Here is a 20529-nt window from a genome sequence, read left to right on the forward strand (position 1 = left end):
TTTCAATGGGGCGATGAGCACCACCCCGCCCGCCGATGCCGTCCCGCCCACCGATGCCGCCGCGCCCCTCCACGAGGCGCTGCACCCCCGGCTGCCCTCGCCCCTGCACCCCGTCGACGATCCCCGGTGGACCGCGCACGGGGTCCGGCTCGTGCTCAAGCGGGACGACCTCATCCACCCGGACATCGGCGGGAACAAGTGGCGCAAGCTCGTTCCCAGTCTCGCCGCCGCCCGGGGCCGCGCGGTGGTGACCTTCGGCGGGGCCTACTCGAATCATCTGCGGGCCACGGCCGCCGCCGGGCGGTTGCTCGGCGTGCCCACGATCGGTGTCGTCCGGGGCGATGAACTGGCCGGACGCCCGCTCAACCCGTCACTCGCGCGGTGCGTGGCCGACGGGATGCGGCTCTGTTTCATCGACAGATCGATGTACCGCCGCAAGGGTGAACCCAAAGTGCTGGCCGGGCTGCTGCGCCGGGCCGGTGCCGAGGACGCGTACGCCGTCCCGGAGGGCGGCAGCAACACCCTCGCGGTACGCGGCTGCACGGCACTCGGCACCGAACTGCGCGACGCCGCCGGTGCCGTCGGGGCCGCCGGTCCGGTCGATGTGGTCGCGGTCGCCTGCGGCACCGGCGGCACCCTGGCCGGACTCGCAGCGGGCCTTGGCCCCGGGCAGCGCGCCCTCGGTGTCCCGGTGGTCGGGGGCGGTTTCCTCGGCGAGGAGATACGGGCCATGCAACGGGCGGCGTTCGGCGGCCCGCGCGGCGACTGGTGGCTGGACGACCGGTTCCACGGCGGTGGCTACGCCCGTACCGACCCTGCCCTGGACGCGTTCGCCGAGGACTTCGAGGAGCGCCATGGACTCCCCGTGGAACGTCTCTATGTCGCCAAAATGCTGAAGGCACTCCTCACCCTCACCGAGGAGGGCGCCTTCGCCCCCGGCACCCGCGTCGCCGCCGTCATCACCGGCCGCCCCTTCCCCTCGGGCACGGACCGGACGGGTGCCGGTCAGGTCGACTCCTCGCGATAGGCCGCCGCCTCCTCCAGATCGAGCCGGCGCAGCAGCGTCCGCATCAGCTCGTCGTCGATGACCCGCGCGTCCCGCAGCCGGACGAACACCTCACGCTCGGACGCGATCATCTCCCGGGTGAGCCTGCGGTATGTGTCGTCGGCGGACTCGCCGGTCACCGGGTTGGACTGGCCGAGCCGCTCCCAGACGGCGTTGCGGCGCCGTTCCAGGACCGTCCTGAGCCGGTCCACGAGCGGTTCGGGCAGGGCGTTGCGCTCGTCCTGGAGGAGTTCGTCGAGGCGTTGGTCGGCGGCCCGGGACGCGGCGGCCTGGGCCTGCGCCTCGGCGAGGGTCTCGGCCTGCGCGTCACGCCCCGGCAGTTTCAGGAGCCGGATCAGACCGGGCAGCGACAGACCCTGCACGACGAGGGTCCCGATGACGGTCGTGAAGGTCAGGAAGAGCACCAGATTGCGGGCCGGGAAGTCCGATCCGTTGTGCAAGGTGAGCGGGATCGAGAAGGCGACGGCCAGCGACACCACGCCCCGCATGCCCGCCCAGCTGATGATGAGGGGCCGCCGCCAGTCCACGATCCCCTCGCGTTCCCGGATCCGTCTGGACATCCACAGCGGCAGATACGTCGCCGGGTACGACCACACGAAGCGGACCGCCACCACGACGACGAAGAGGGCAATGGCGTACCAGATGACGTCCGTTCCCCCGTAGGCGCCGAGTCCCTTGAGGACGACCGGCAGTTGCAGGCCGATCAGGGCGAACACCGACGACTCCAGGATGAACGACACCATTTTCCAGACGGCCGCCTCCTGGAGTCTGGTCTCGAAGTCGACCTGCCAGGACCGGTGACCGAGGTAGAGCGCGACGACGACCACGGCGAGCACGCCGGACGCCCCGACCTGCTCGGCGGCGGCGTACGCGGCGAAGGGCACGAGCAGCGACAGCGTGTTCTGGAGCAGCGCCTCCTTGAGGTGGGTGCGCAGCCAGTGGATCGGCACCATCAGGAGCAGCCCCATACCGACCCCGCCGAGCGCCGCCACCAGGAACTCCCGGATACCGCCCGCCCAGCTCGCGCCCTCGCCGATCGCTGCGGCCAGGGCGACCTTGTACGCGGTGATCGCGGTCGCGTCGTTCACCAGGGACTCACCCTGAAGGATGGTGGTGATCCGCGACGGCAGACCCGAACGGCGTGCGATGGCGGTCGCGGCCACGGCGTCCGGCGGCGCGATCACCGCGCCGAGCACGAGCGCGGCGGTCAGCGGCAGACCCGGGATGATCAGATACGCGAGCCAGCCGACGGCGAGGGTCGCGAAGAGCACGTATCCGACGGACAGCAGCGCCACCGGGCGGATGTTCGCGCGCAGGTCGAGATAGGAACTCTCCATGGCCGCGGTCTGGAGCAGCGGCGGCAGGATCAGCGGCAGCACGATGTGCGGGTCGAGCGTGTACTGCGGGACCCCGGGCACGTAGGACGCGATCAGGCCGACCGCGACCAGGAGCAGCGGGGCGGGTACGGGGGTCCTGCGGGCGGCGCCGGCCACGGCGGCGCTCGCCGCGATCAGTGCCACCAGTGACAGCGCGTCCATGGGACAGGCCCTCCTCGTTCCGTCGACCTACGGAGGGTCGCGAGCGGACGTAACCTGGCCATCATGAAGGAGTGCTCGCACGTCTTTGTGCTTCCGGAACCAGAGCCCACCGCGCTGAGCGAGACCTGCCTCGAATGCGTGGCCGCGGGCACCCATCCCGTACAGCTGCGCAAGTGCCTTCAATGCGGGCACATCGGCTGCTGCGACTCCTCGCCGCTGCGGCACGCGACGGGGCATTTCAAGGACTCCGGACATCCGATCATGCGGACGTTCGAGCCCGGCGAGAGCTGGCGCTGGTGCTTCGCGGACACGGTGCTGGTCTGAGCGGGCCACCGCCCGGTGCCGGGAGGCCGCCGCGATCAGGACGGTTCGGCCGTACAGTGCCTGGGTACGTCATCCCGGCGCGCGGACTTCCCTTCGAGGCCCGCAGACCCCTAGCCACTGTCCGTACTCATAGGCATACGATGAGTGACAGCGAGGGACGGGGTCCCCGGGACAGGTCTGTCGTCAGCGCGATAGCGTCACCGCTGAACCATGTTGCGCGTCACCCGGGGGACGACCCTCGGGGCCCCGAAAGAGTGTGTACCACCTTGGAGGTGAGGGTGTCCCAGATCGCAGGCGAGCCCGGGACCCAGGACTTCGTGGAAGTCCGGCTGCCCGCTGCGGGTGCCTACCTGTCGGTGCTGCGGACGGCCACGGCCGGACTCGCGGCGCGTTTGGACTTCACCCTCGACGAGATCGAGGACCTCCGCATCGCGGTGGACGAGGCATGCGCGATCCTGCTCCAGCAAGCCGTGCCGGGCTCGGTGCTCAGCTGCGTCTTCCGGCTCGTCGACGACTCGCTCGAAGTCACGGTCGCGGCCCCGACCACCGACGGCCGCGCACCCGAGCGGGACACCTTCGCCTGGACCGTCCTGTCGGCCCTCGCGGGCAAGGTCGACTCCACCGTCGCCGAGGACAAGACCGTCTCGATCAGCCTCTACAAACAGCGCGGCGCGGGACCCGGGCCGGCGTGAGGAACGGGGAAGGGCCGGTGCGGGACGAAGAGCGCGGCAACCGGAGCGGTTCAGGACGCACGCCGCACGGCATCCCCGAACAGCAGGCCAGGCCGCACCCCGAGGACACCTGCGGGGATGCGGCCGGTACGGCCGAAGCGTCGGAGCAGGCAGAGCCGAGTGAGCCGAGGAACCCCGGGCACGGACGCGAGACGGCGTCCGGCCGGGGCGACGGGCCGGGGGCACCTCCCAGCGGTGGCTGGGGGAGGGCGGGATACATGACTGAGCACGAACGATCCGGTGAGCGGGAAGTGGGCGCGCAGGGCGGCCAGAGCACGCCGGACGCACCGACGGGCGGTGCGATGGGCGGTGCGGCGGGCGGTGCGGTGCCGGGACAGGCCGACGCGTCCGGGCACGGCGACGAGCCCCAGCAGCCGGAGCGGGTGGACGTACCCGAGGTGGCCGACGTACCCGAGGACCTCGTGGTGCCCGAGCGGGCGCGGGGCGGGGCGCCGGACCGGACGGCCGCGCGGGCGATGTTCATCGAGCTGCGCAAACTGCCCGACGGCAGCACGGAGTACGCGGAGCTGCGCAACCAGCTCGTCCGGATGCACCTCCCGCTCGTGGAGCACCTGGCCCGCCGTTTCCGTAACCGCGGTGAGCCCCTGGACGATCTGACGCAGGTCGCCACCATCGGTCTGATCAAGTCCGTGGACCGTTTCGACCCGGAGCGCGGTGTCGAGTTCTCCACGTACGCGACGCCGACCGTCGTCGGGGAGATCAAGCGGCACTTCCGGGACAAGGGCTGGGCGGTCCGGGTGCCCCGGCGGCTCCAGGAACTGCGGCTCGCGCTGACCACGGCGACCGCCGAACTGTCCCAGCAGCACGGCCGCTCCCCCACGGTCCACGAACTCGCCGGGAAGCTGGCGATCTCCGAGGAAGAGGTCCTGGAGGGCCTGGAGTCGGCGAACGCCTACTCCACGCTGTCCCTGGACGTCCCCGACACGGACGACGAGTCACCGGCCGTCGCGGACACCCTCGGCGCGGAGGACGAGGCGCTGGAAGGCGTCGAGTACCGCGAGTCCCTGAAGCCGCTCCTGGAGGACCTGCCGCCCCGGGAGAAGAGGATCCTGCTGCTGCGGTTCTTCGGGAACATGACGCAGTCGCAGATCGCGCAGGAGGTCGGCATCTCGCAGATGCATGTCTCCCGGCTGCTGGCCCGCACCCTGGCCCAACTGCGCGAGAAGCTACTCGTGGAGGAATGAGGACCAGAGCCTACTTCGGGTCGCTGCCCGGTCCGCGGATGCCCAGTGCCTCGGTCGTCGTCGGATTGACCAGCAGGACAAGGGCTGTCACGGCGACCACCGCCAGGGCGATCCCGCCGGGAATGAGCATGCTGTCCGCCTGAAGCAGCGTCCAGGCCACCGGCAGCGCCATGATCTGAGTGATGATCGCCGGGCCCCGGCTCCAGCTCCGCCGCTTGAGCAGTCCGCGCGCGGCGAGCAGCGGAAGGAGCGCCAGGACGATGAGCGTGACCCCGCCGGTCTCCGCCTGCTGGGCGTTGTCCGGCTTGCCCGCGAGACCCATGACGAGCAGGTAGACACCGGCCGCGGCGAGCGCCAGACCCTCCAGGGCGGCGAGCGAGGCGGCGACCGTCAGCCGACCGGGCCGCGGACCTTCGGGCGCGTCAGGCGCGGTCTGAGCAGAGGCGGGGGTCCGATCGGAAGTCACCCCAGCAGGGTAGCCCGTGGGTCCGCCCGCCCCCACGCTTCCCCCCGGGAGCTTCCGACCCACAACCGCCACGCCCGGCGAGGAACTTCCAACCCGGACAACCCGCACCCCGGCGGGGGAGCTTCTTTCCCGCCGGCCCGCCCGCACGGCGAGAGTCCGACGGAATCTATGCCGCCGAGTCCCGTGCCCGAGCCGCAGCCTCGGAGAGAACCACCCCCCGCCAGGGGAACCCACGCTCCAGGCAGAAAGCCTCCTTACCGGGAAACGCCCCCCGGCGGGGAGTCTCCATACCGGCAACCCGCACGCACCCCGTTTCCCCGCCGCAGCGGCGGCCCGCACGCACGCACGGCTACGCTCCGGCGGAACGCCGACGACCAGCCCGACGCCCAAGCCACATCCTCGGAAGCAACCACGCCCCCCTCCAGGAGGGAAACCCCCACTCCCCGGCGGGCGCTTCCCTTCCGGGAAACCCGCACCCCCAGCGGGCAGTTTCTTTCCCGCCGGCCCGCCCGCACGGCGAGAGTCCGACGGAATCGATGCCGCCGAGCCCCGTACCCGAGCCGCAGCCTCGGAAAAGACCCCCCGCCAGAGGAACCCACGCCCCCGGCAGGGAACTTCCTTCCCGGGAACCCCGCACCCTCCTCACCGGCGACCCGCACGCCCCCAGCGGGCAGCTTCTTTCCCGCCGCGACGGCGACCCGCCCGCACGGCGACGTTCTGACGGAACGCCGACAACCAGCCCGGTGCCCGAGGCGCAGCCTCGGATAGAACCACGCCCCCCGCCAGGGAAACCCCCACCCCCCGGCGGGCACTTCCCCTCCCCGGAAACCTGCACCCCCGACGGGGCCCTTCCCCGGAAGCCCGCACCCCCGGCCGACAGCTTCTGTCCCGCCACGACGACGGCCCGCTCGCACGGCGAGGTTCTGGCGCCCCCCACCAGGGGAACCCCCCACTCCCCGACGGACGCTTCCCGTCCCGGGAAACCGCACCGCCCAGCGGGCAGCTTCTTTCCCGCCGCGGCGGGAGCCCGCCCGGTCGGTGAGGGTCCGGTGGAATCCGCGAGGGCGAACCCGGTGTCCGAGGCGCGGCCTCGGAAGGAACCGGTCTCGGGGCCCGCGGCCTTACCCGGGACTGGGCTCGGTACCCCCCGGTAGGTACTCTGCTTCGCATGCGTGCTCTCCTCGTGGTCAATCCCGCTGCAACCACCACAAGTGCGCGTACGCGTGACGTCCTGATCCACGCGCTGGCCAGCGAGATGAAACTCGAAGTGGTCACGACCGAGTACCGCGGGCACGCCCGGGACCTCGGCTGGCAGGCGGCGGAGAGTGACGATGTCGAGCTGGTCGTCGCGCTCGGCGGCGACGGCACGGTCAACGAGGTCGTGAACGGTCTGCTGCACCAGGGCCCCGACCCGGAGCGCCGCCCCCGGCTCGCGGTGGTCCCCGGCGGCTCGACGAATGTCTTCGCACGGGCGCTCGGGCTGCCGAACGACGCCGTGGAGGCGACCGGCGCCCTCCTTGACGCGCTGCGCGAGGGCCGCGAACGCACGGTCGGCCTCGGATTCGCGGCCGGCACCCCGGGCACCGACGACGAATCGGTGCCCTCGCGCTGGTTCACGTTCTGCGCGGGACTCGGATTCGACGCGGGCGTCGTCGGCCGGGTGGAGCAACAGCGGGAACGGGGCAAACGTTCGACACACGCTCTGTATGTACGTCAGGTGATGCGGCAGTTCCTCGACGAACCGAACCGCCGGCACGGCACCATCACGTTGGAGCGAACGGGTGAGGACCCCGTGGAGGATCTGGTCCTGTCCATAATCTGCAATACCTCGCCTTGGTCCTTCCTGGGGAATCGACCGCTCTACGCCTCACCCCGCGCTTCGTTCGATACCGGGCTCGACGTCCTCGGGCTGAAGAAGCTCTCGACCCCCGCAGTCGCCCGGTATGCCACACAATTGCTCACTTCGTCCCCCGAGCGGGGACCCCAGGGGAAGCATGCCCTCTCCCTGCACGACCTGAGTGAGTTCACCTTGCATTCGAAGGTCCCGCTCCCCCTTCAGATGGACGGCGACCACCTCGGACTGCGCAAGAGCGTGACGTTCACAGGCGTACGCCGTGCACTGCGTGTGATTGTGTGAGCGGAAGGGGCAAAAGTCCTTTCACTCGAACGTTTAGGCAAGGGTCCACCCCATGGAAGTACGGCTGTGACCTAGTCGACACCGAGGAATCAAAAAAAACTTTCCAGAAGGGGTTGTATCCGCAGCCGAGGTTTGCGAATCTCTAAGTGGCGCTCGGGACGGCCCGCGACATCGGCCCCCACGGAGAGCCCGAACCCCTCCTCAATCCACAGGACCACCCCAGAGATCTGGGTGTAGGCCCTTCACTTGTTGAGGGATTCGTGAAAGCGTTCACATTCACAAGCAATCCCGATGTAATACCCGAGAGAGGTAGCAGCCATGGACTGGCGTCACAACGCCGTTTGCCGCGAGGAAGACCCGGAGCTCTTCTTCCCCATCGGCAACACTGGTCCTGCGCTGCTGCAGATCGAGGAAGCCAAGGCCGTCTGCCGCCGCTGCCCGGTTGTCGAGCAGTGCTTGCAGTGGGCGCTTGAGTCCGGTCAGGACTCCGGCGTCTGGGGTGGCCTCAGCGAGGACGAGCGCCGCGCGATGAAGCGTCGCGCCGCCCGCAACCGGGCGCGCCAGGCCACCGCCTGACGCCTCCGCCCCACCAGCCTTAGCCCGGCGGCGCGTACAGCGAGTACGCATCTTCCCGCCCCCGAGCCGCAGCGCGCAGTACCCCCGAAGTGCTCAGCGGAGTGAACGAAGAGCCCCGGACCACCAGGTCCGGGGCTCTTCGCCGTACGCTCAACTCCCCACCCGGGAGGCCGAGTCGACGGAACGGCGAGTCGATACGACCGGAGTAAAGCGACCCCGTACCTCTCGGTCTACTCCTACTTCTCGGCGCGGACCGGAATGTCCAGCACGACCTGTGTCCCGCGCTCCGGCGCCCTGACCATGTCGAAGGTGCCGCCCAACTCGCCCTCCACCAGCGTCCGGACGATCTGGAGACCCAGATTCCCCGAGCGGTGCGGGTCGAAGCCCTCGGGCAGACCGACGCCGTCGTCCTGGACGGTGACGAGCAGCCGGATCTCCTGACTCGTGCCGCCCCGCACGGCGGAGACTTCCACGGTCCCGGTGTCACCGGGTCCGAAGCCGTGTTCCAGGGCGTTCTGGAGGATTTCCGTGAGGACCATCGACAGCGGGGTCGCGACCTCGGCGTCCAGGATGCCGAAGCGTCCGATGCGCCGGCCCGTGACCTTGCCCGGTGAGATCTCCGCCACCATCGCGAGGACCCGGTCGGCGATCTCGTCGAACTCCACCCGCTCGTCCAGAGTCTGAGACAACGTCTCATGCACGATGGCGATGGAGCCGACGCGCCGTACCGCCTCCTCCAGCGCCTCCCGGCCCCGTTCCGACTCGATCCGGCGGGCCTGGAGCCGCAGCAGCGCCGCCACCGTCTGGAGGTTGTTCTTGACCCGGTGGTGGATCTCCCGGATCGTCGCGTCCTTGGTGATCAACTCCCGCTCGCGGCGCCGCAGTTCCGTCACGTCCCGCAGCAGCACCAGCGAACCGATCCGGGTCCCCTTCGGCTTCAGCGGAATCGCCCGGAGCTGGATCACCCCGTCATTGCCCTCGATCTCGAACTCACGCGGCGCCCAGCCACTGGCCACCTTCGACAGCGCCTCGTCCACAGGACCGCGGGACGGCGCCAGTTCGGCCGTCGTCACCCCCAGGTGGTGCCCGACCAGATCGGCCGCGAGACCGAGCCGGTGGTACGCCGACAGGGCGTTCGGCGACGCGTACTGGACGACCCCGTCCGCGTCGAGCCGGATCAGCCCGTCCCCCACCCGGGGCGAGGCGTCCATGTCGACCTGCTGGTCCGGGAACGGGAACGACCCGGCCGCGATCATCTGCGCGAGGTCGGACGCGCTCTGCAAGTACGTGAGTTCGAGCCGGGACGGCGTACGGACCGTCAACAGATTGGTGTTGCGCGCGATGACGCCGAGGACCCGGCCGTCGCGGCGCACCGGGATGGACTCGACCCGTACCGGCACCTCCTCGCGCCACTCCGGGTCGCCCTCGCGCACGATCCGGCCCTCGTCGTGCGCGACGTCCAGCATGGGGCGCCGGCCACGCGGCACGAGATGCCCGACCATGTCGTCCTGGTACGAGGTGGGTCCGGTGTTCGGCCGCATCTGGGCGACGGACACATAGCGGGTGCCGTCCCGGGTGGGCACCCAGAGGACCAGGTCGGCGAAGGAGAGGTCGGAGAGCAGCTGCCACTCCGACACCAGCAGATGGAGCCACTCCAGGTCGGTGTCCGAGAGAGCGGTGTGCTGGCGTACGAGATCGTTCATGGAGGGCACGCCGCGAGCGTACCCGCGGGCCGCGGCGCCTGGGAGGGACCCTCAACCCTCCCGGCACCGCAGCCCGGAGTTGCATCGGCCTCGGGGTGTGCGGTCCCGGTCGGCCGAGGGAGAGGAGCCGGTGCGGTCAGGGCAGAGAGCGCCGGTTCCTCGGACCGTCCTCCTGTGCGGGGAGGACGGAGCCTTGCCCCCGGGAGTGTCCCGGGGAAGCCCAACGCTTGACATTGTGGACTAGACCATTCTCCGTGTCCATGCGTTGGCCAAACTTCTTGCCACCGCGGTCCGGACGCCGGTCAGTGGGTCTCCGTCACCTTGGCCAGGGCGCGAGGGGCGTCCGGGTCCTGGCCACGGGCGATGGTGACCTCGTACGCCAGGAGCTGGAGCGGGATGATCTCCAGGATCGGCTGGACCTCCTCGGCGACGTCGTCCGTCGGCAGCACGAAGCCCGCCGACGCCTGGTCGACCTGGGCCCGGGGGCCGATCACGACGAGGTCGGCGCCCCGCCCGCGCAGCCGGTCGAGCACCGGCTGGAGGGCTTCGCCGCCCTTGCCCGCCGTGACCACGGCGATCACCGGCGAGATGTTGTCGACCATGGCGAGCGGGCCGTGCAGCAGGTCGGCACCCGAGTAGGACAGGGCCGGGATGTAGCTGGTCTCCATCAGCTTCAACGCGGCCTCCTTCGCGGTCGGATAGCCGTAGCCGCGCGAGGTGATGACCATGCGCCCGGCGAAGCGGTAGCGGGCGGCGAGCGTCCTGATCTCGTCCTGGCGCTCCAGGAGCCGGGCCGCCAGTTCGGGCAGCGCCATCGCCGCGCCGCCGTCGCCGCCCGCCAGGCCCTCGACGAAGAGATAGAGGGCGAGCAGCGACGCCGTGTACGTCTTCGTGGCCGGCAGCGCCTTCTCCCGGCCCGCCATGATGTCGATGTGGTACTCGGAGACGGCCGCGAGCGGCGAGTCCGGGTTGTTGGTGACCGCCAGCGTGATCGCGCCGGCCTCGCGGGCCGCCCGGGTCGACGCCACCAGGTCGGGTGAGCCGCCGGACTGACTGACCGTGATCACCAGGACGTCCCGGAGGTCGGGGCGGGCGCCGTACGCCGTCGTCGTGGACATCGACGTCAGCCCGCAGGGCAGGCCGAGCCGGATCTCCAGAAGGTACTTGGCGTACAGCGCGGCGTTGTCGGACGTGCCGCGCGCGGTCAGCAGGACGAAACGGGGCTTCCGCGCGGCGACCTGCTCGGCGACCTCGCGGATCCGGGGGCCGCCGGTGTCCAGGATGCGGCGCAGCACCGCGGGCTGCTCGGCCATCTCGGCGGACATGATCCGGCCCGGCCGCTCGCTCTGCGGGTCGGGGGTCGTGGCGGTCATGCGGGTCCTCCTGGGTCGCCGTCGTGTCCGGGGCGCCTTCGCGTACGGAGTGCTCTTCGCGTAGGGAGTGCCTTCGCGTACGGGCGCCTTCGCTGGGTCCATTCCACCCTCCCCGGCCGCCGCGCGCCCGCCCGGGGTCCGGGTGCGTGGGTATCGGGGGTCCTGCCCCAGGGACTGACCGCTCTGCTAGATTGGTCTATACCACACATGGTACGTACGTCCTACGTGCCCCTCCCTCCCGTCCCGTCTCCAGATCGGCAGGCCCAGCGTGGAAGTTGTGATCGTCCCGGATGCCAAGGCAGGCGGCGAACTCGTCGCCCAGGCCCTGGCCGAACTGGTGCGTCGCAAGCCCGACGCGGTGCTCGGTGTCGCCACCGGATCGACCCCGCTGCCGGTCTACGAGGCGCTGACGGCCAAGGTCAGGGCGGGTGCGGTGGATGTGTCGCGGGTGCGGATAGCGCAGCTCGACGAGTACGTGGGGCTGCCCGCCGAGCATCCGGAGTCGTACCGGTCCGTGCTCCGGCGTGAGGTGCTCGCGCCTCTCGGGATCGACGAAGCGGCGTTCATGGGGCCGGACGGTGCCGCGTCCGACATCGTGGCGGCCTGCCAGGCGTACGATGCCGCGCTCGCCGGTGCCGGGGGTGTGGACCTTCAGATCCTCGGGATCGGGACCGACGGGCACATCGGGTTCAACGAGCCGTGTTCCTCGCTCGCGTCGCGGACCCGGATCAAGACGCTGACCGAGCAGACCCGGGTGGACAACGCGCGGTTCTTCGACGGCGACATCACCCAGGTGCCGCACCATGTGATCACCCAGGGCATCGGGACGATCCTTGATGCCCGGCATCTCGTTCTCCTCGCCTCGGGTGAGGGGAAGGCCGACGCGGTGGCGGCGAGTGTGGAGGGGCCTGTCGCCTCGGTGTGTCCCGCTTCCGCGCTCCAGCTGCATCCGCATGCCACGGTCGTCGTGGACGAAGGGGCCGCTTCCAAGCTGAAGCTGGGCGACTACTTCCGGTACACCTTCGCCAACAAGCCTGCCTGGCAGGGGATTTAGGTCGCCCCTCTCATGCGGCTGGGCGCCGGGCCTCCCCCTGCGGGGTCCCCGGCGCCCTTTCATCAGTTCGGACCATAAAAGGGTCAGGCCCTGGTCAGGACCTCCGCTGCCGCTGTGCCGCACACGCGGGCCGCTCCATGTGTCGCTACGTGCAAGGCTCCCTGGGGGGTCGATTGGGGTACTCCCATTTCGACTACCAGGGTGTCGGGGCGGGTCGTCAGGAGGGTGGTCAGGGCGTCCGCCATCCAGGGATGGCGGTGGACGTCGCGGACGACCGCGACGATCCGTCGGTCACCGGCCGCCTTCAGGGCCTCCTCGCCCGCCTCCGTACCGGCGAAGCTCGCGGTCTCGGTGCCGGGGAGCAGGCGGCGCAGTTCGGCGGCGACGCCCCAGGGGGTCTCGTCGCCGACGGCGATGTTCGCGACGGGGGTGAAGGCCGCGACGAACGGGGCGGCGGTCAGCGGTGCGACCGCCGGGTCCACGCGCGTCACACGAAGCGCGCGCCGCGCCGCGACCAGACCGATGCCGGTGTCGGCCGCGACGGGCACGGCCCCCCGCGACGACGTCGCGGTCCAGGCCGCCAGGGACCGGACCCGGGCCGCCGCGTCGGCGAGCCGTTCCTCGGGCAGTTCCCCGGCCCGTACCGCCGAGACGAGGGCGTCGCGGAGCTTCAGCACCGTGTCGTCGTCGGCGAGTCCGCCGCCCACACAGATCGCGTCGGCTCCCGCGGCGATGGCGAGGACGCTGCCCCGTTCGATGCCGTAGGTCCCGGAGATCGCCTGCATCTCCATGCCGTCCGTGACGATGAGCCCGGTGAAGCCGAGTGTGTCGCGCAGGAGTTCGGTGAGGATGCGCCGGGACAGCGTCGCGGGCCGCTCCGGGTCGAGCGCCGGTACGAGGATGTGGGCGCTCATCACGGCCCGCGTACCGGCGGTGATCGCCGCGCTGAACGGGGCGAGTTCCCGGGCGAACAGCGTCTCGGTGTCCGCGTCGATCCGGGGCACCGCGTGGTGCGAGTCGACCGCCGTGTCGCCGTGTCCGGGGAAGTGCTTGGTGCAGGCGGCGACGCCCGCGGCCTGGAGCCCTTCGACATAGGCGGCGGTGTGCCGGGCGACCAGGTCGGTGTCGGCGCCGAAGGAGCGTACGCCGATGACCGGGTTGTCGGGGTTGGAGTTGACGTCGGCGGAGGGAGCCCAGTTGAGGTTGACTCCGCACTCGGCGAGCCGGCGGCCGAGTTCACGGGCGACGGCACGGGTCAGGTCGGTGTCGTCGACGGCGCCGAGCGCGTGGTTGCCGGGGAACGAGGAGCCGGTGCGCACTTCGAGCCGGGTGACGTCGCCGCCCTCCTCGTCGATGGCGACCAGGACGTCGTCCCGCTCGGCCCTGAGCTGGGCGGTGAGCGCGGCGACCTGCTCCGGTGAGGTGATGTTGCGGCCGAACAGTCCGACGGACGCGAGTCCTTCGCCGAGCCGGCGCAGCACCCAGTCGGGGGCGCTGGTGCCGGTGAATCCGGGCTGGAGGACGGTGAGCGCGTCGCGGGTGAGGGTGTCGATGCCGCGGGCCAGTGTCGTCATCGGGTGGCGTTATCCCTTCACGGCGCCTGCGGTGAGGCCGCTGACGGCCCGGCGTTGCAGGAAGACGAAGACGATGAGGATCGGTACGGCGAAGATGGACGCTGCCGCCATGGTGGCACCCCAGTCGTCGCCGAAGGTCGTCTGGAAACTCGACAGCCACAGCGGCAGCGTCTGCGCGCCGATGTCCTTGTTGAGGATCAGGACGAGCGGGAACTCGTTCCAGGCGGTGATGAACCCGAAGAGCGAGGTGGCCATCAGCCCTGGCGCGAGCAGCGGGAAGATCACCTTGACGAACGCCTGCGGTCGGGTGCAGCCGTCGACCATCGCGGACTCCTCCAGCTCCTTCGGCACAGCGGCGACATAGCCGCGCAGCGTCAGGATCGTGAAGGGCAGCACCATGATCATGTAGAAGGCGGTGAGCGGGATCAGGCTGTTGAGCATGTCCGAGTCGCGCACCAGCATGTAGATCGCGATGACCATGACCTCCCAGGGGGCCATCTGCGCGATCATGAAGACGATGATGAAGCCGCGCCGCCCCTTGAACCGCATCCGCGCCAGGGCGAAGGACGCGACCAGGGCGATGATCAGCGAGAAGGCCACCGACAGGACGGTCACCGTCAGGGAGTTGCCGACCAGGGTCCAGAAGTGGTCGGCGTTCATCGCCTTCTTGAAGTGGGCGAGCGTGGCGTCGGTCGGGAACCAGACCGGGTCGTCGGAGATGATGTCGCCGGTCGGCTTGAAGGCCGTGGAGAACATCCAGTAGACGGGGAAGACGAACACGACGAAGAGGCCGACGGCCGTCGCGTTGGGCCAGAACCTGGCGAACAGGGAGCGCTTCACAGCTCGTCCTCCTCCTGCTTGATCACGGTGCGCAGGTAGTAGGCGGTCAGGGCCAGCAGGATCAGGATGGTGAGGAACGAGATCGCCGCTCCCATGCCGAAGTGCTGGTTGCCGACACCTTCCACGAAGGCGTAGACGGGCAGGGTCTCGGTCAGGCGGTTGGGGCCGCCCTGGTTCAGCGCGAAGAGCTGCGCGAAGGACTTGAAGACCCAGATGACCTCAAGGAAGGTCGTCGCCCACAGGAAGGGCCGCAGGAACGGGAAGGTCACCGAGGTGAAGCTTTTCCAGCCGCCCGCGCCGTCCAGTGAGGCGGCCTCGTACAGCTCCTTGGGGATGGTCGTGCTGGCCGCGTAGAGGTTGATCGCGACGAAGGGTATGGACTGCCAGACGATCAGGAGCGTCACCACGGAGAAGGTGGAGAACTGGGTGGCGAGCCAGTTGTGGTCGGCCATCGAGTGCCAGCCGAGCTTGTCCAGGACCCAGTTGATGACGCCGAAGCGCTGGGCGAACAGCCACTGGTAGACGGTGGTCGCCGCGATGACGGGCATCGCCCAGGCGAGTACGAGCCCCAGCAGGAGCCACAGTCGCATGCGCCGGCCGAGCCGGGCGAGCAGCAGTCCGATGAGGGTGCCGAGCACCATGATCAGGACGACGTTGGCGCCGGTGAAGACGATCGACCGGCCGACGACCTTCCAGAAGTCGCTGCCGCCGAGGACTTCCTTGTAGTTGTCGATCCCGTTCCACTCGGTGAGGTGGAGGATCAACTGCCGCGGGTTGAGGTTTTGGAACGACAGGATGCCGTTCTTCACCAGCGGCCAGCCCAGGAGCACCGCGGTGGCGAGCAGCGCGGGCAGCAGGAGCAGATACGGGGCGGATTTACCGCCCGCTCTTCTCCCCCGGCTCACCACATCGCGGGGCGGGGGCGCCCCGGTCTTCTGGACGTCGGACGCCCGCGCCGCGTCCGTGCGTTCGGTCTGCACTGACATGCTCGCCATCTCTTCCGTGGCCGTACGGTAGGACGCACCGGCGCCGGGGGACGGCGGCGAACCGTCCCCCGGCGCGTGGTGATCAGCTTGTCTGGGCGAGGCGCTTGTTGATCTCGGCCTCGACGTCCTTGGCCGCGTCGGCCGGCGACTTACCGTTGAGCACGGCGGTCATGTAGCTCTTGATCGGGTTCGGGTTGTTCTCCACCGCGGCCCACTCGGGGATCAGCGGGGTGGTGCCACCGCCGGCCGCGGCGGGAGCGGCGGCCTCGGCCGCGCCGTTGCCCGCGAGGTTGGACTGGAGCGACTCCTTGTTCGGGATGACGCCGTTCTCCTTGGCGAGCGCGCCCTCGAACTTGTCGGACAGCGCCAGCTTCAGGAACTCCTTGGCCAGGTCCTGCTTCTTGCTGCCCGCGGCGACCGCGAAGTTCGAGCCACCGAGGAACACGCCCTCGGGCTTGTCGGCGGTCTCACCCGGGATGGTGAAGTAGCCGATGTCCTTCTCGATCTTCTTGTTGGCGGCGATCGCCGTGCCGGCCTCCCAGCCCATGCCGATGAAGGCACCGACATTGTCCTTGGCGAAGACCTCGGCCTGCTGCGGGGTGGCCTCGTCCTTGTCCTTGGGGGCCTTGGAGTACGACTGGTACTTCTTGTAGATCTCCATGGCCGCGCCCACCTTGGGGTCGGCGAGGTTGGAGACGTACTTGTCGCCTTCCTTCTTCACGAGGTCGGCGCCCTGGCCGATGGTGATGCCGTCGAAGAAGTACCAGTTCTGGCCGGGCAGGTAGATCGGCTCGTTCTTGGTCTTCTTGCCGATGGTGTCGAGCGCCTTGTAGAACTCGTCACGCGTCTTCGGGGTGTCCTTCAGACCGGCGTCGGCCCAGACCTTCTTGTTGTAGATGACGACGCGGTTCGCGAAGTACCACGGGGCGGCGTACTGCTTGCCGTCGAAGACCGAGGACTTGTTGAGCGCCTCGGTCCAGTCGGTGCCGATCTCCGCCTTGAGGTCGGTCAGATCGGCGAGACCGCCGGTCGCGGCGTACGCGGGGGTCTGCGTGTTGCCGACCTCGATGACGTCCGGCGGGGTCGACTCGGAGAGCGCCGTGGTGATCTTCTGCTGGATGCCGTCCCACTTCTGGGTCTCGAACTTCAGCGTCGCGCCGGTCTTCTTCTCGAACTCGGCGGTGAGGTCCTTGGTCCAGTTGGGCGGCGTGGAACCGTCCATGGCCCAGACGGTCAGGGTCTGGCCCTTGAAGCCGTCCGCCCCGGCCTTCTTGTCCTTGGTGTCACCGCTGTCGTCCCCACCGCACGCCGCGATCGAGAACAACATTCCCGCGACGCCGATGGCCGCAATGAGCTTGCGCTTCACGTCACCCTCCTCAGGATGCCTGCATCCCCCCACCCACAGCGACGCTTACGACGAGAAACTGCCCGTGGGACTGGGACCTGGTCTTTAATGGTGTAGACCAGTACCCGGAGCTTGGCCTAGACCTTTAGGGGTGTCAAGGGTGTATAAGAAGGGCTGTCACGTCCGTTATCGGACCGACACCTGAGGGCGCGAGGCTCCCTCAGTTCGCGCCGTGCCACGATGTGAGCCGCGACAGACGGAGGAGCCGGTGACGGCAGCAGCACAGGAGCCGGGAAGGCGGACGATGGCCGGCGAGACGACCGAGGTGGGCACGTCCGCGACGGCGGACGCGGCGACAGCGGGCCGCACCGCGCGCGTACCCAAGTACTACCGGCTCAAGCGGCATTTGCTCGACATGACCGAAACTCTGCCCCCGGGCACACCTGTACCACCCGAGCGCACCCTCGCCGCCGAATTCGACACTTCGCGTACGACGGTCCGTCAGGCGCTTCAGGAACTGGTCGTCGAGGGCCGGCTCGAACGCATCCAGGGCAAGGGCACCTTCGTTGCCAAGCCGAAGGTGTCCCAGGCACTCCAACTCACCTCGTACACCGAGGACATGAGGGCCCAGGGCCTGGAGCCGACCTCGCAACTCCTGGACATCGGGTACATCACGGCCGACGACACCCTGGCCGGGCTGCTCGACATCTCGGCGGGCGGGCGGGTGCTGCGGATCGAGCGGCTGCGCCTGGCCAGCGGGGAGCCGATGGCGATCGAGACCACCCATCTCTCGGCGAAGCGCTTCCCCGCGCTGCGCCGCTCGCTGGTCAAGTACACCTCGCTCTACACGGCCCTCGCCGAGGTGTACGACGTGCATCTCGCGGAGGCCGAGGAGACCATCGAGACCTCGCTCGCGACCCCGCGCGAGGCGGGTCTGCTCGGTACGGACGTGGGGCTGCCGATGCTGATGCTGTCGCGGCACTCGCTGGACGGCGAGGACCGCCCGGTGGAGTGGGTGCGGTCGGTGTACCGCGGCGACCGGTACAAGTTCGTGGCCCGACTGAAGCGGCCCACGGACTGACCGACCGACTGACCGACCCGATGACCGGCTGACCGGCTGACCGGCTGACCGGCTGACCGGAGGGTGTCCGCCAACCGGCCTTTCGCCACGGCCGGTTCGGTGCGCGGTGTGGCGCGGGTCCTCTTCCTGTCCTACGGTCCTTCCGTCTCATCTTGGACGGGAGGACCCCCACCGTGCGTAGCACTTCTCCCCGGACCGTCGTCGTCTGGATACTCGTCGCCCTGGTCGGTGCCACCGGCTGGGCCGTCCTCGCCCTCTCCCGGGGCGAGGACGTGTCGGCGGCCTGGATGGTGGCGGCGGCACTCGGCTCGTACGCCATCGCCTACCGCTTCTACGCGAAGTTCATCGCGCGCCGCGTTCTGAAGGTCGACCGAACCCGGGCGACGCCCGCCGAACGGCTCGACAACGGCATCGACTTCCACCCCACCGACCGGCGCGTCCTGCTCGGTCATCACTTCGCCGCCATCGCGGGCGCGGGACCACTGGTCGGACCCGTACTCGCCGCACAGATGGGGTACTTGCCCGGCACCATCTGGATCGTCGCGGGGGTGATCTTCGCGGGAGCCGTGCAGGACATGGTCGTCCTGTTCTGCTCGACCCGGCGCGACGGGCGTTCCCTGGGCCAGATGGCCCGTGAGGAGATCGGCCCGTTCGGCGGCGCCGCCGCGCTGCTCGCCGCCTTCGCCATCATGATCATCCTGCTCGGGGTACTGGCCCTGGTGATCGTGAACGCGCTCGCCGAGTCGCCCTGGGGCACCTTCTCCATCGCGATGACCGTACCGATCGCCCTGCTGATGGGCTTCTATCTGCGGGTGCTGCGCCCCGGCCGGGTCAGCGAGGTCTCGCTGATCGGTATCGCGCTGCTGCTCCTGGCGCTCGTCGCGGGCCGCTGGGTCGCCGAGTCGTCCTGGGCCGAGGCGTTCACACTGGCCCCGTCCACGCTGGTGATCTGCCTGGTGGTGTACGGGTTCGTCGCCTCGGTACTGCCCGTGTGGATGCTGCTGGCGCCGCGCGACTACCTCTCCACCTTCATGAAGATCGGCACGATCGCGCTGCTCGCGCTCGGTGTGGTCTTCTCGCTGCCGACGCTGAAGATGGACGCGGTCACGGAGTTCGCCTCGCGCGGTGACGGCCCGGTCTTCGCGGGCTCGCTGTTCCCGTTCGTCTTCATCACCATCGCCTGCGGCGCCCTGTCGGGCTTCCACGCGCTGATCTCCTCGGGCACCACACCGAAGATGATCCAGAAGGAGTCCCAGATCCGGATGATCGGATACGGGTCGATGCTGATGGAGTCATCGGTGGCCGTGATGGCCCTGATCGCGGCCTGCATCATCGACCCCGGGCTGTACTTCGCGATGAACGCGCCGGCCGGGGTCATCGGCGACTCGGTGCAGTCCGCGTCGCAGGCGGTCGCCGGGTTCGGCTACACGATCTCGCCGGAGGACCTGGCCGCCGCCGCCAAGGCCGTCGAGGAAGAGTCGCTGCTGTCCCGCACCGGCGGTGCCCCGACGCTCGCGGTCGGCGTCTCGGAGATCTTCTCGAAGGTGACCGGGGACGGACTGCGGGCGTTCTGGTACCACTTCGCGATCATGTTCGAGGCGCTCTTCATCCTGACCGCCCTGGACGCCGGTACGCGCGTGGGCCGCTTCATGCTCCAGGACATGCTCGGCAATGTGTACAAGCCGTTCCGCAACATAAGCTGGAAGCCGGGGCTCGTCCTGACCAGCGCGATCGTGGTGGCGCTGTGGGGCTACTTCCTCTGGGTCGGCGTGCACGAGCCGCTGGGCGGGATCAACCAGCTCTTCCCGGTCTTCGGTATCGCCAACCAGCTCCTCGCGGCCGTCGCGCTCGCCGTCTGCACGACCCTCCTGGTGAAGTCCGGTCGGCTCAAGTGGGCCTGGGTGACCGGGGTTCCGCTGATCTGGGACGCGACGGTGACGCTCACCGCGAGCTGGCAGAAGGTGTTCTCCAGCGATCCGCGGGTGGGCTTCTTCCAGCAGCGCGCGAACTACCAGGACGGCATCGACGCGGGCAAGGTCCTGCCGCCCGCCAAGACCATGGACGACATGCACACGGTGGTCACCAACTCCACCGTGGACGGCGTCCTCACGGCCGCCCTCGCGCTGCTCATCGTGATCGTGATCGCCGACGCGGCATGGGTCTGCGTCCGGCACATCCGTAACCCTGAGGCGAGCCGGCTCAGCGAGACACCGTACGTCGAGTCCAAGCTGGTCGCCCCGGACGGCCTGTTCGCCACTCCCCAGGAGAAGTTGGAGCTGGCGGCGGAAGCGGAGCGGGTGCCGTGATGCTGGTGCGCGGAGTGCGGGTACTGCGCTGGATGCGGTGGTACGTACGGGAGTTGACGGACGAGTCAGCGTACGACCGGTATGTCGCACACGTACGGAAAGACCATCCGGACGCGCCCGCGCCGTCCCGGCGAACCTTCGAACGGGAGCGGACGGACCGTCAGGAGGCGGACCCCCGACAGGGGTTCCGCTGCTGCTGACCGCACCCCGGCGGCGCGTGGGAA

General features: G+C 69.6%; 18 protein-coding genes. 10 read left to right on the top strand and 8 right to left on the bottom strand.

Features of this window, described 5'->3' with window-relative positions; translation table 11 throughout:
• Positions 1-13: 13 nt before the first annotated feature.
• Positions 14-1027 (top strand): 1-aminocyclopropane-1-carboxylate deaminase/D-cysteine desulfhydrase, encoded by a 1014-nt coding sequence (locus ACFVT5_RS31070; protein WP_389894825.1) that lies wholly within the window; start codon positions 14-16, stop codon positions 1025-1027.
• Here ACFVT5_RS31070 and ACFVT5_RS31075 read toward each other — a convergent pair.
• Entirely contained in the window at positions 1006-2604 is a 1599-nt protein-coding gene (locus ACFVT5_RS31075; RefSeq protein WP_389894826.1) for a Na+/H+ antiporter, read from the bottom strand. The two genes, ACFVT5_RS31070 and ACFVT5_RS31075, sit on opposite strands and share 22 nt — an antisense overlap.
• A 63-nt stretch (positions 2605-2667) precedes the next feature.
• On the opposite strand from ACFVT5_RS31075, the gene ACFVT5_RS31080 reads away from it, so the two are divergent.
• The 3 genes from ACFVT5_RS31080 (at position 2668) to ACFVT5_RS31090 (ending at position 4864) form a co-directional block, all read left to right on the top strand.
• Positions 2668-2928 (top strand): UBP-type zinc finger domain-containing protein, encoded by a 261-nt coding sequence (locus tag ACFVT5_RS31080; protein WP_389894828.1) that lies wholly within the window; start codon positions 2668-2670, stop codon positions 2926-2928.
• A gap of 278 nt (positions 2929-3206) precedes the next feature.
• Positions 3207-3620: an anti-sigma regulatory factor gene (locus ACFVT5_RS31085; protein WP_389894829.1), complete on the top strand. Its 414-nt coding sequence runs from the start codon at positions 3207-3209 to the stop codon at positions 3618-3620.
• A gap of 17 nt (positions 3621-3637) precedes the next feature.
• On the top strand, positions 3638-4864 hold the full coding sequence (locus ACFVT5_RS31090; protein ID WP_389894831.1) for an RNA polymerase sigma factor SigF: 1227 nt from the start codon (positions 3638-3640) through the stop codon (positions 4862-4864).
• 10 nt (positions 4865-4874) lie between these two features.
• On the opposite strand, the gene ACFVT5_RS31095 is transcribed toward ACFVT5_RS31090, so the two are convergent.
• A complete protein-coding gene (locus ACFVT5_RS31095; RefSeq protein ID WP_389894833.1) occupies positions 4875-5330 on the bottom strand; it encodes a hypothetical protein in 456 nt (151 codons plus the stop codon).
• 1168 nt (positions 5331-6498) lie between these two features.
• On the opposite strand from ACFVT5_RS31095, the gene ACFVT5_RS31100 reads away from it, so the two are divergent.
• Together ACFVT5_RS31100 and ACFVT5_RS31105 are read left to right on the top strand one after the other, a co-directional pair.
• Positions 6499-7467, top strand: coding sequence for a diacylglycerol/lipid kinase family protein (locus tag ACFVT5_RS31100; RefSeq protein ID WP_389894835.1), 969 nt, complete (start codon positions 6499-6501; stop codon positions 7465-7467).
• Between the two features lie 318 nt (positions 7468-7785).
• Complete coding sequence (locus ACFVT5_RS31105) at positions 7786-8043, top strand: WhiB family transcriptional regulator (RefSeq protein WP_043443760.1); 258 nt, start codon at positions 7786-7788, stop codon at positions 8041-8043.
• A gap of 236 nt (positions 8044-8279) precedes the next feature.
• Here ACFVT5_RS31105 and ACFVT5_RS31110 read toward each other — a convergent pair whose 3' ends face one another.
• Positions 8280-9746 carry a sensor histidine kinase gene (locus ACFVT5_RS31110; protein WP_389895043.1) on the bottom strand — a complete coding sequence of 489 codons (1467 nt, stop codon included), beginning with the start codon at positions 9744-9746 and terminating at the stop codon, positions 8280-8282.
• 302 nt (positions 9747-10048) lie between these two features.
• Positions 10049-11119 carry an SIS domain-containing protein gene (locus ACFVT5_RS31115; RefSeq protein WP_389894837.1) on the bottom strand — a complete coding sequence of 357 codons (1071 nt, stop codon included), beginning with the start codon at positions 11117-11119 and terminating at the stop codon, positions 10049-10051.
• Positions 11120-11387: 268 nt separating this feature from the next.
• Between ACFVT5_RS31115 and nagB the strand changes: the two genes are divergently transcribed.
• Positions 11388-12173, top strand: a complete 786-nt coding sequence (nagB, locus tag ACFVT5_RS31120) for a glucosamine-6-phosphate deaminase (RefSeq protein ID WP_389894839.1) — start codon at positions 11388-11390, stop codon at positions 12171-12173.
• Between the two features lie 83 nt (positions 12174-12256).
• Here the strand turns inward: nagB and ACFVT5_RS31125 are convergent, their stop codons facing one another.
• The 4 genes from ACFVT5_RS31125 to ACFVT5_RS31140 form a co-directional block, all read right to left on the bottom strand.
• Entirely contained in the window at positions 12257-13747 is a 1491-nt protein-coding gene (locus ACFVT5_RS31125) for a glycoside hydrolase family 3 protein (RefSeq protein WP_389894841.1), read from the bottom strand.
• Between the two features lie 9 nt (positions 13748-13756).
• Positions 13757-14587: a carbohydrate ABC transporter permease gene (locus ACFVT5_RS31130; RefSeq protein WP_389894843.1), complete on the bottom strand. Its 831-nt coding sequence runs from the start codon at positions 14585-14587 to the stop codon at positions 13757-13759.
• Positions 14584-15573 carry a carbohydrate ABC transporter permease gene (locus ACFVT5_RS31135; RefSeq protein ID WP_389894845.1) on the bottom strand — a complete coding sequence of 330 codons (990 nt, stop codon included), beginning with the start codon at positions 15571-15573 and terminating at the stop codon, positions 14584-14586. The genes ACFVT5_RS31130 and ACFVT5_RS31135 overlap by 4 nt, the downstream gene beginning before the upstream one ends.
• Before the next feature lie 82 nt (positions 15574-15655).
• Positions 15656-16939 carry an extracellular solute-binding protein gene (locus ACFVT5_RS31140; RefSeq protein WP_389894847.1) on the bottom strand — a complete coding sequence of 428 codons (1284 nt, stop codon included), beginning with the start codon at positions 16937-16939 and terminating at the stop codon, positions 15656-15658.
• Between the two features lie 283 nt (positions 16940-17222).
• Here ACFVT5_RS31140 and ACFVT5_RS31145 point away from each other — a divergent pair, with 283 nt between their 5' ends.
• The 3 genes from ACFVT5_RS31145 to ACFVT5_RS31155 all read left to right on the top strand — a co-directional run bounded on the left by ACFVT5_RS31145 (position 17223) and on the right by ACFVT5_RS31155 (position 20505).
• On the top strand, positions 17223-17999 hold the full coding sequence (locus tag ACFVT5_RS31145; protein WP_389895045.1) for a GntR family transcriptional regulator: 777 nt from the start codon (positions 17223-17225) through the stop codon (positions 17997-17999).
• Between the two features lie 173 nt (positions 18000-18172).
• The gene (locus ACFVT5_RS31150; RefSeq protein ID WP_389894849.1) at positions 18173-20305 is read left to right on the top strand and encodes a carbon starvation CstA family protein; all 2133 of its coding nucleotides are present in this window, start codon (positions 18173-18175) and stop codon (positions 20303-20305) included.
• Complete coding sequence (locus ACFVT5_RS31155; protein ID WP_389894851.1) at positions 20305-20505, top strand: YbdD/YjiX family protein; 201 nt, start codon at positions 20305-20307, stop codon at positions 20503-20505. The genes ACFVT5_RS31150 and ACFVT5_RS31155 overlap by 1 nt, the downstream gene beginning before the upstream one ends.
• Positions 20506-20529 lie beyond the last annotated feature (24 nt).

Source organism: Streptomyces sp. NPDC058001 (genome assembly GCF_042886315.1).
Taxonomy (GTDB): domain Bacteria; phylum Actinomycetota; class Actinomycetes; order Streptomycetales; family Streptomycetaceae; genus Streptomyces.

Bases quoted from the DNA above. Each gene is read 5' to 3' on its own strand.
- ACFVT5_RS31070 (WP_389894825.1), top strand. From the start codon at position 14: ATGAGCACCACCCCGCCCGCCGATGCCGTCCCGCCCACCGATGCCGCC.
- ACFVT5_RS31075 (WP_389894826.1), bottom strand. From the start codon at position 2,604: ATGGACGCGCTGTCACTGGTGGCACTGATCGCGGCGAGCGCCGCCGTG.
- ACFVT5_RS31080 (WP_389894828.1), top strand. From the start codon at position 2,668: ATGAAGGAGTGCTCGCACGTCTTTGTGCTTCCGGAACCAGAGCCCACC.
- ACFVT5_RS31100 (WP_389894835.1), top strand. From the start codon at position 6,499: ATGCGTGCTCTCCTCGTGGTCAATCCCGCTGCAACCACCACAAGTGCG.
- ACFVT5_RS31105 (WP_043443760.1), top strand. From the start codon at position 7,786: ATGGACTGGCGTCACAACGCCGTTTGCCGCGAGGAAGACCCGGAGCTC.
- ACFVT5_RS31110 (WP_389895043.1), bottom strand. From the start codon at position 9,746: ATGAACGATCTCGTACGCCAGCACACCGCTCTCTCGGACACCGACCTG.
- ACFVT5_RS31115 (WP_389894837.1), bottom strand. From the start codon at position 11,119: ATGACCGCCACGACCCCCGACCCGCAGAGCGAGCGGCCGGGCCGGATC.
- ACFVT5_RS31125 (WP_389894841.1), bottom strand. From the start codon at position 13,747: ATGACGACACTGGCCCGCGGCATCGACACCCTCACCCGCGACGCGCTC.
- ACFVT5_RS31135 (WP_389894845.1), bottom strand. From the start codon at position 15,573: ATGTCAGTGCAGACCGAACGCACGGACGCGGCGCGGGCGTCCGACGTC.
- ACFVT5_RS31145 (WP_389895045.1), top strand. From the start codon at position 17,223: ATGGCCGGCGAGACGACCGAGGTGGGCACGTCCGCGACGGCGGACGCG.
- ACFVT5_RS31155 (WP_389894851.1), top strand. From the start codon at position 20,305: ATGCTGGTGCGCGGAGTGCGGGTACTGCGCTGGATGCGGTGGTACGTA.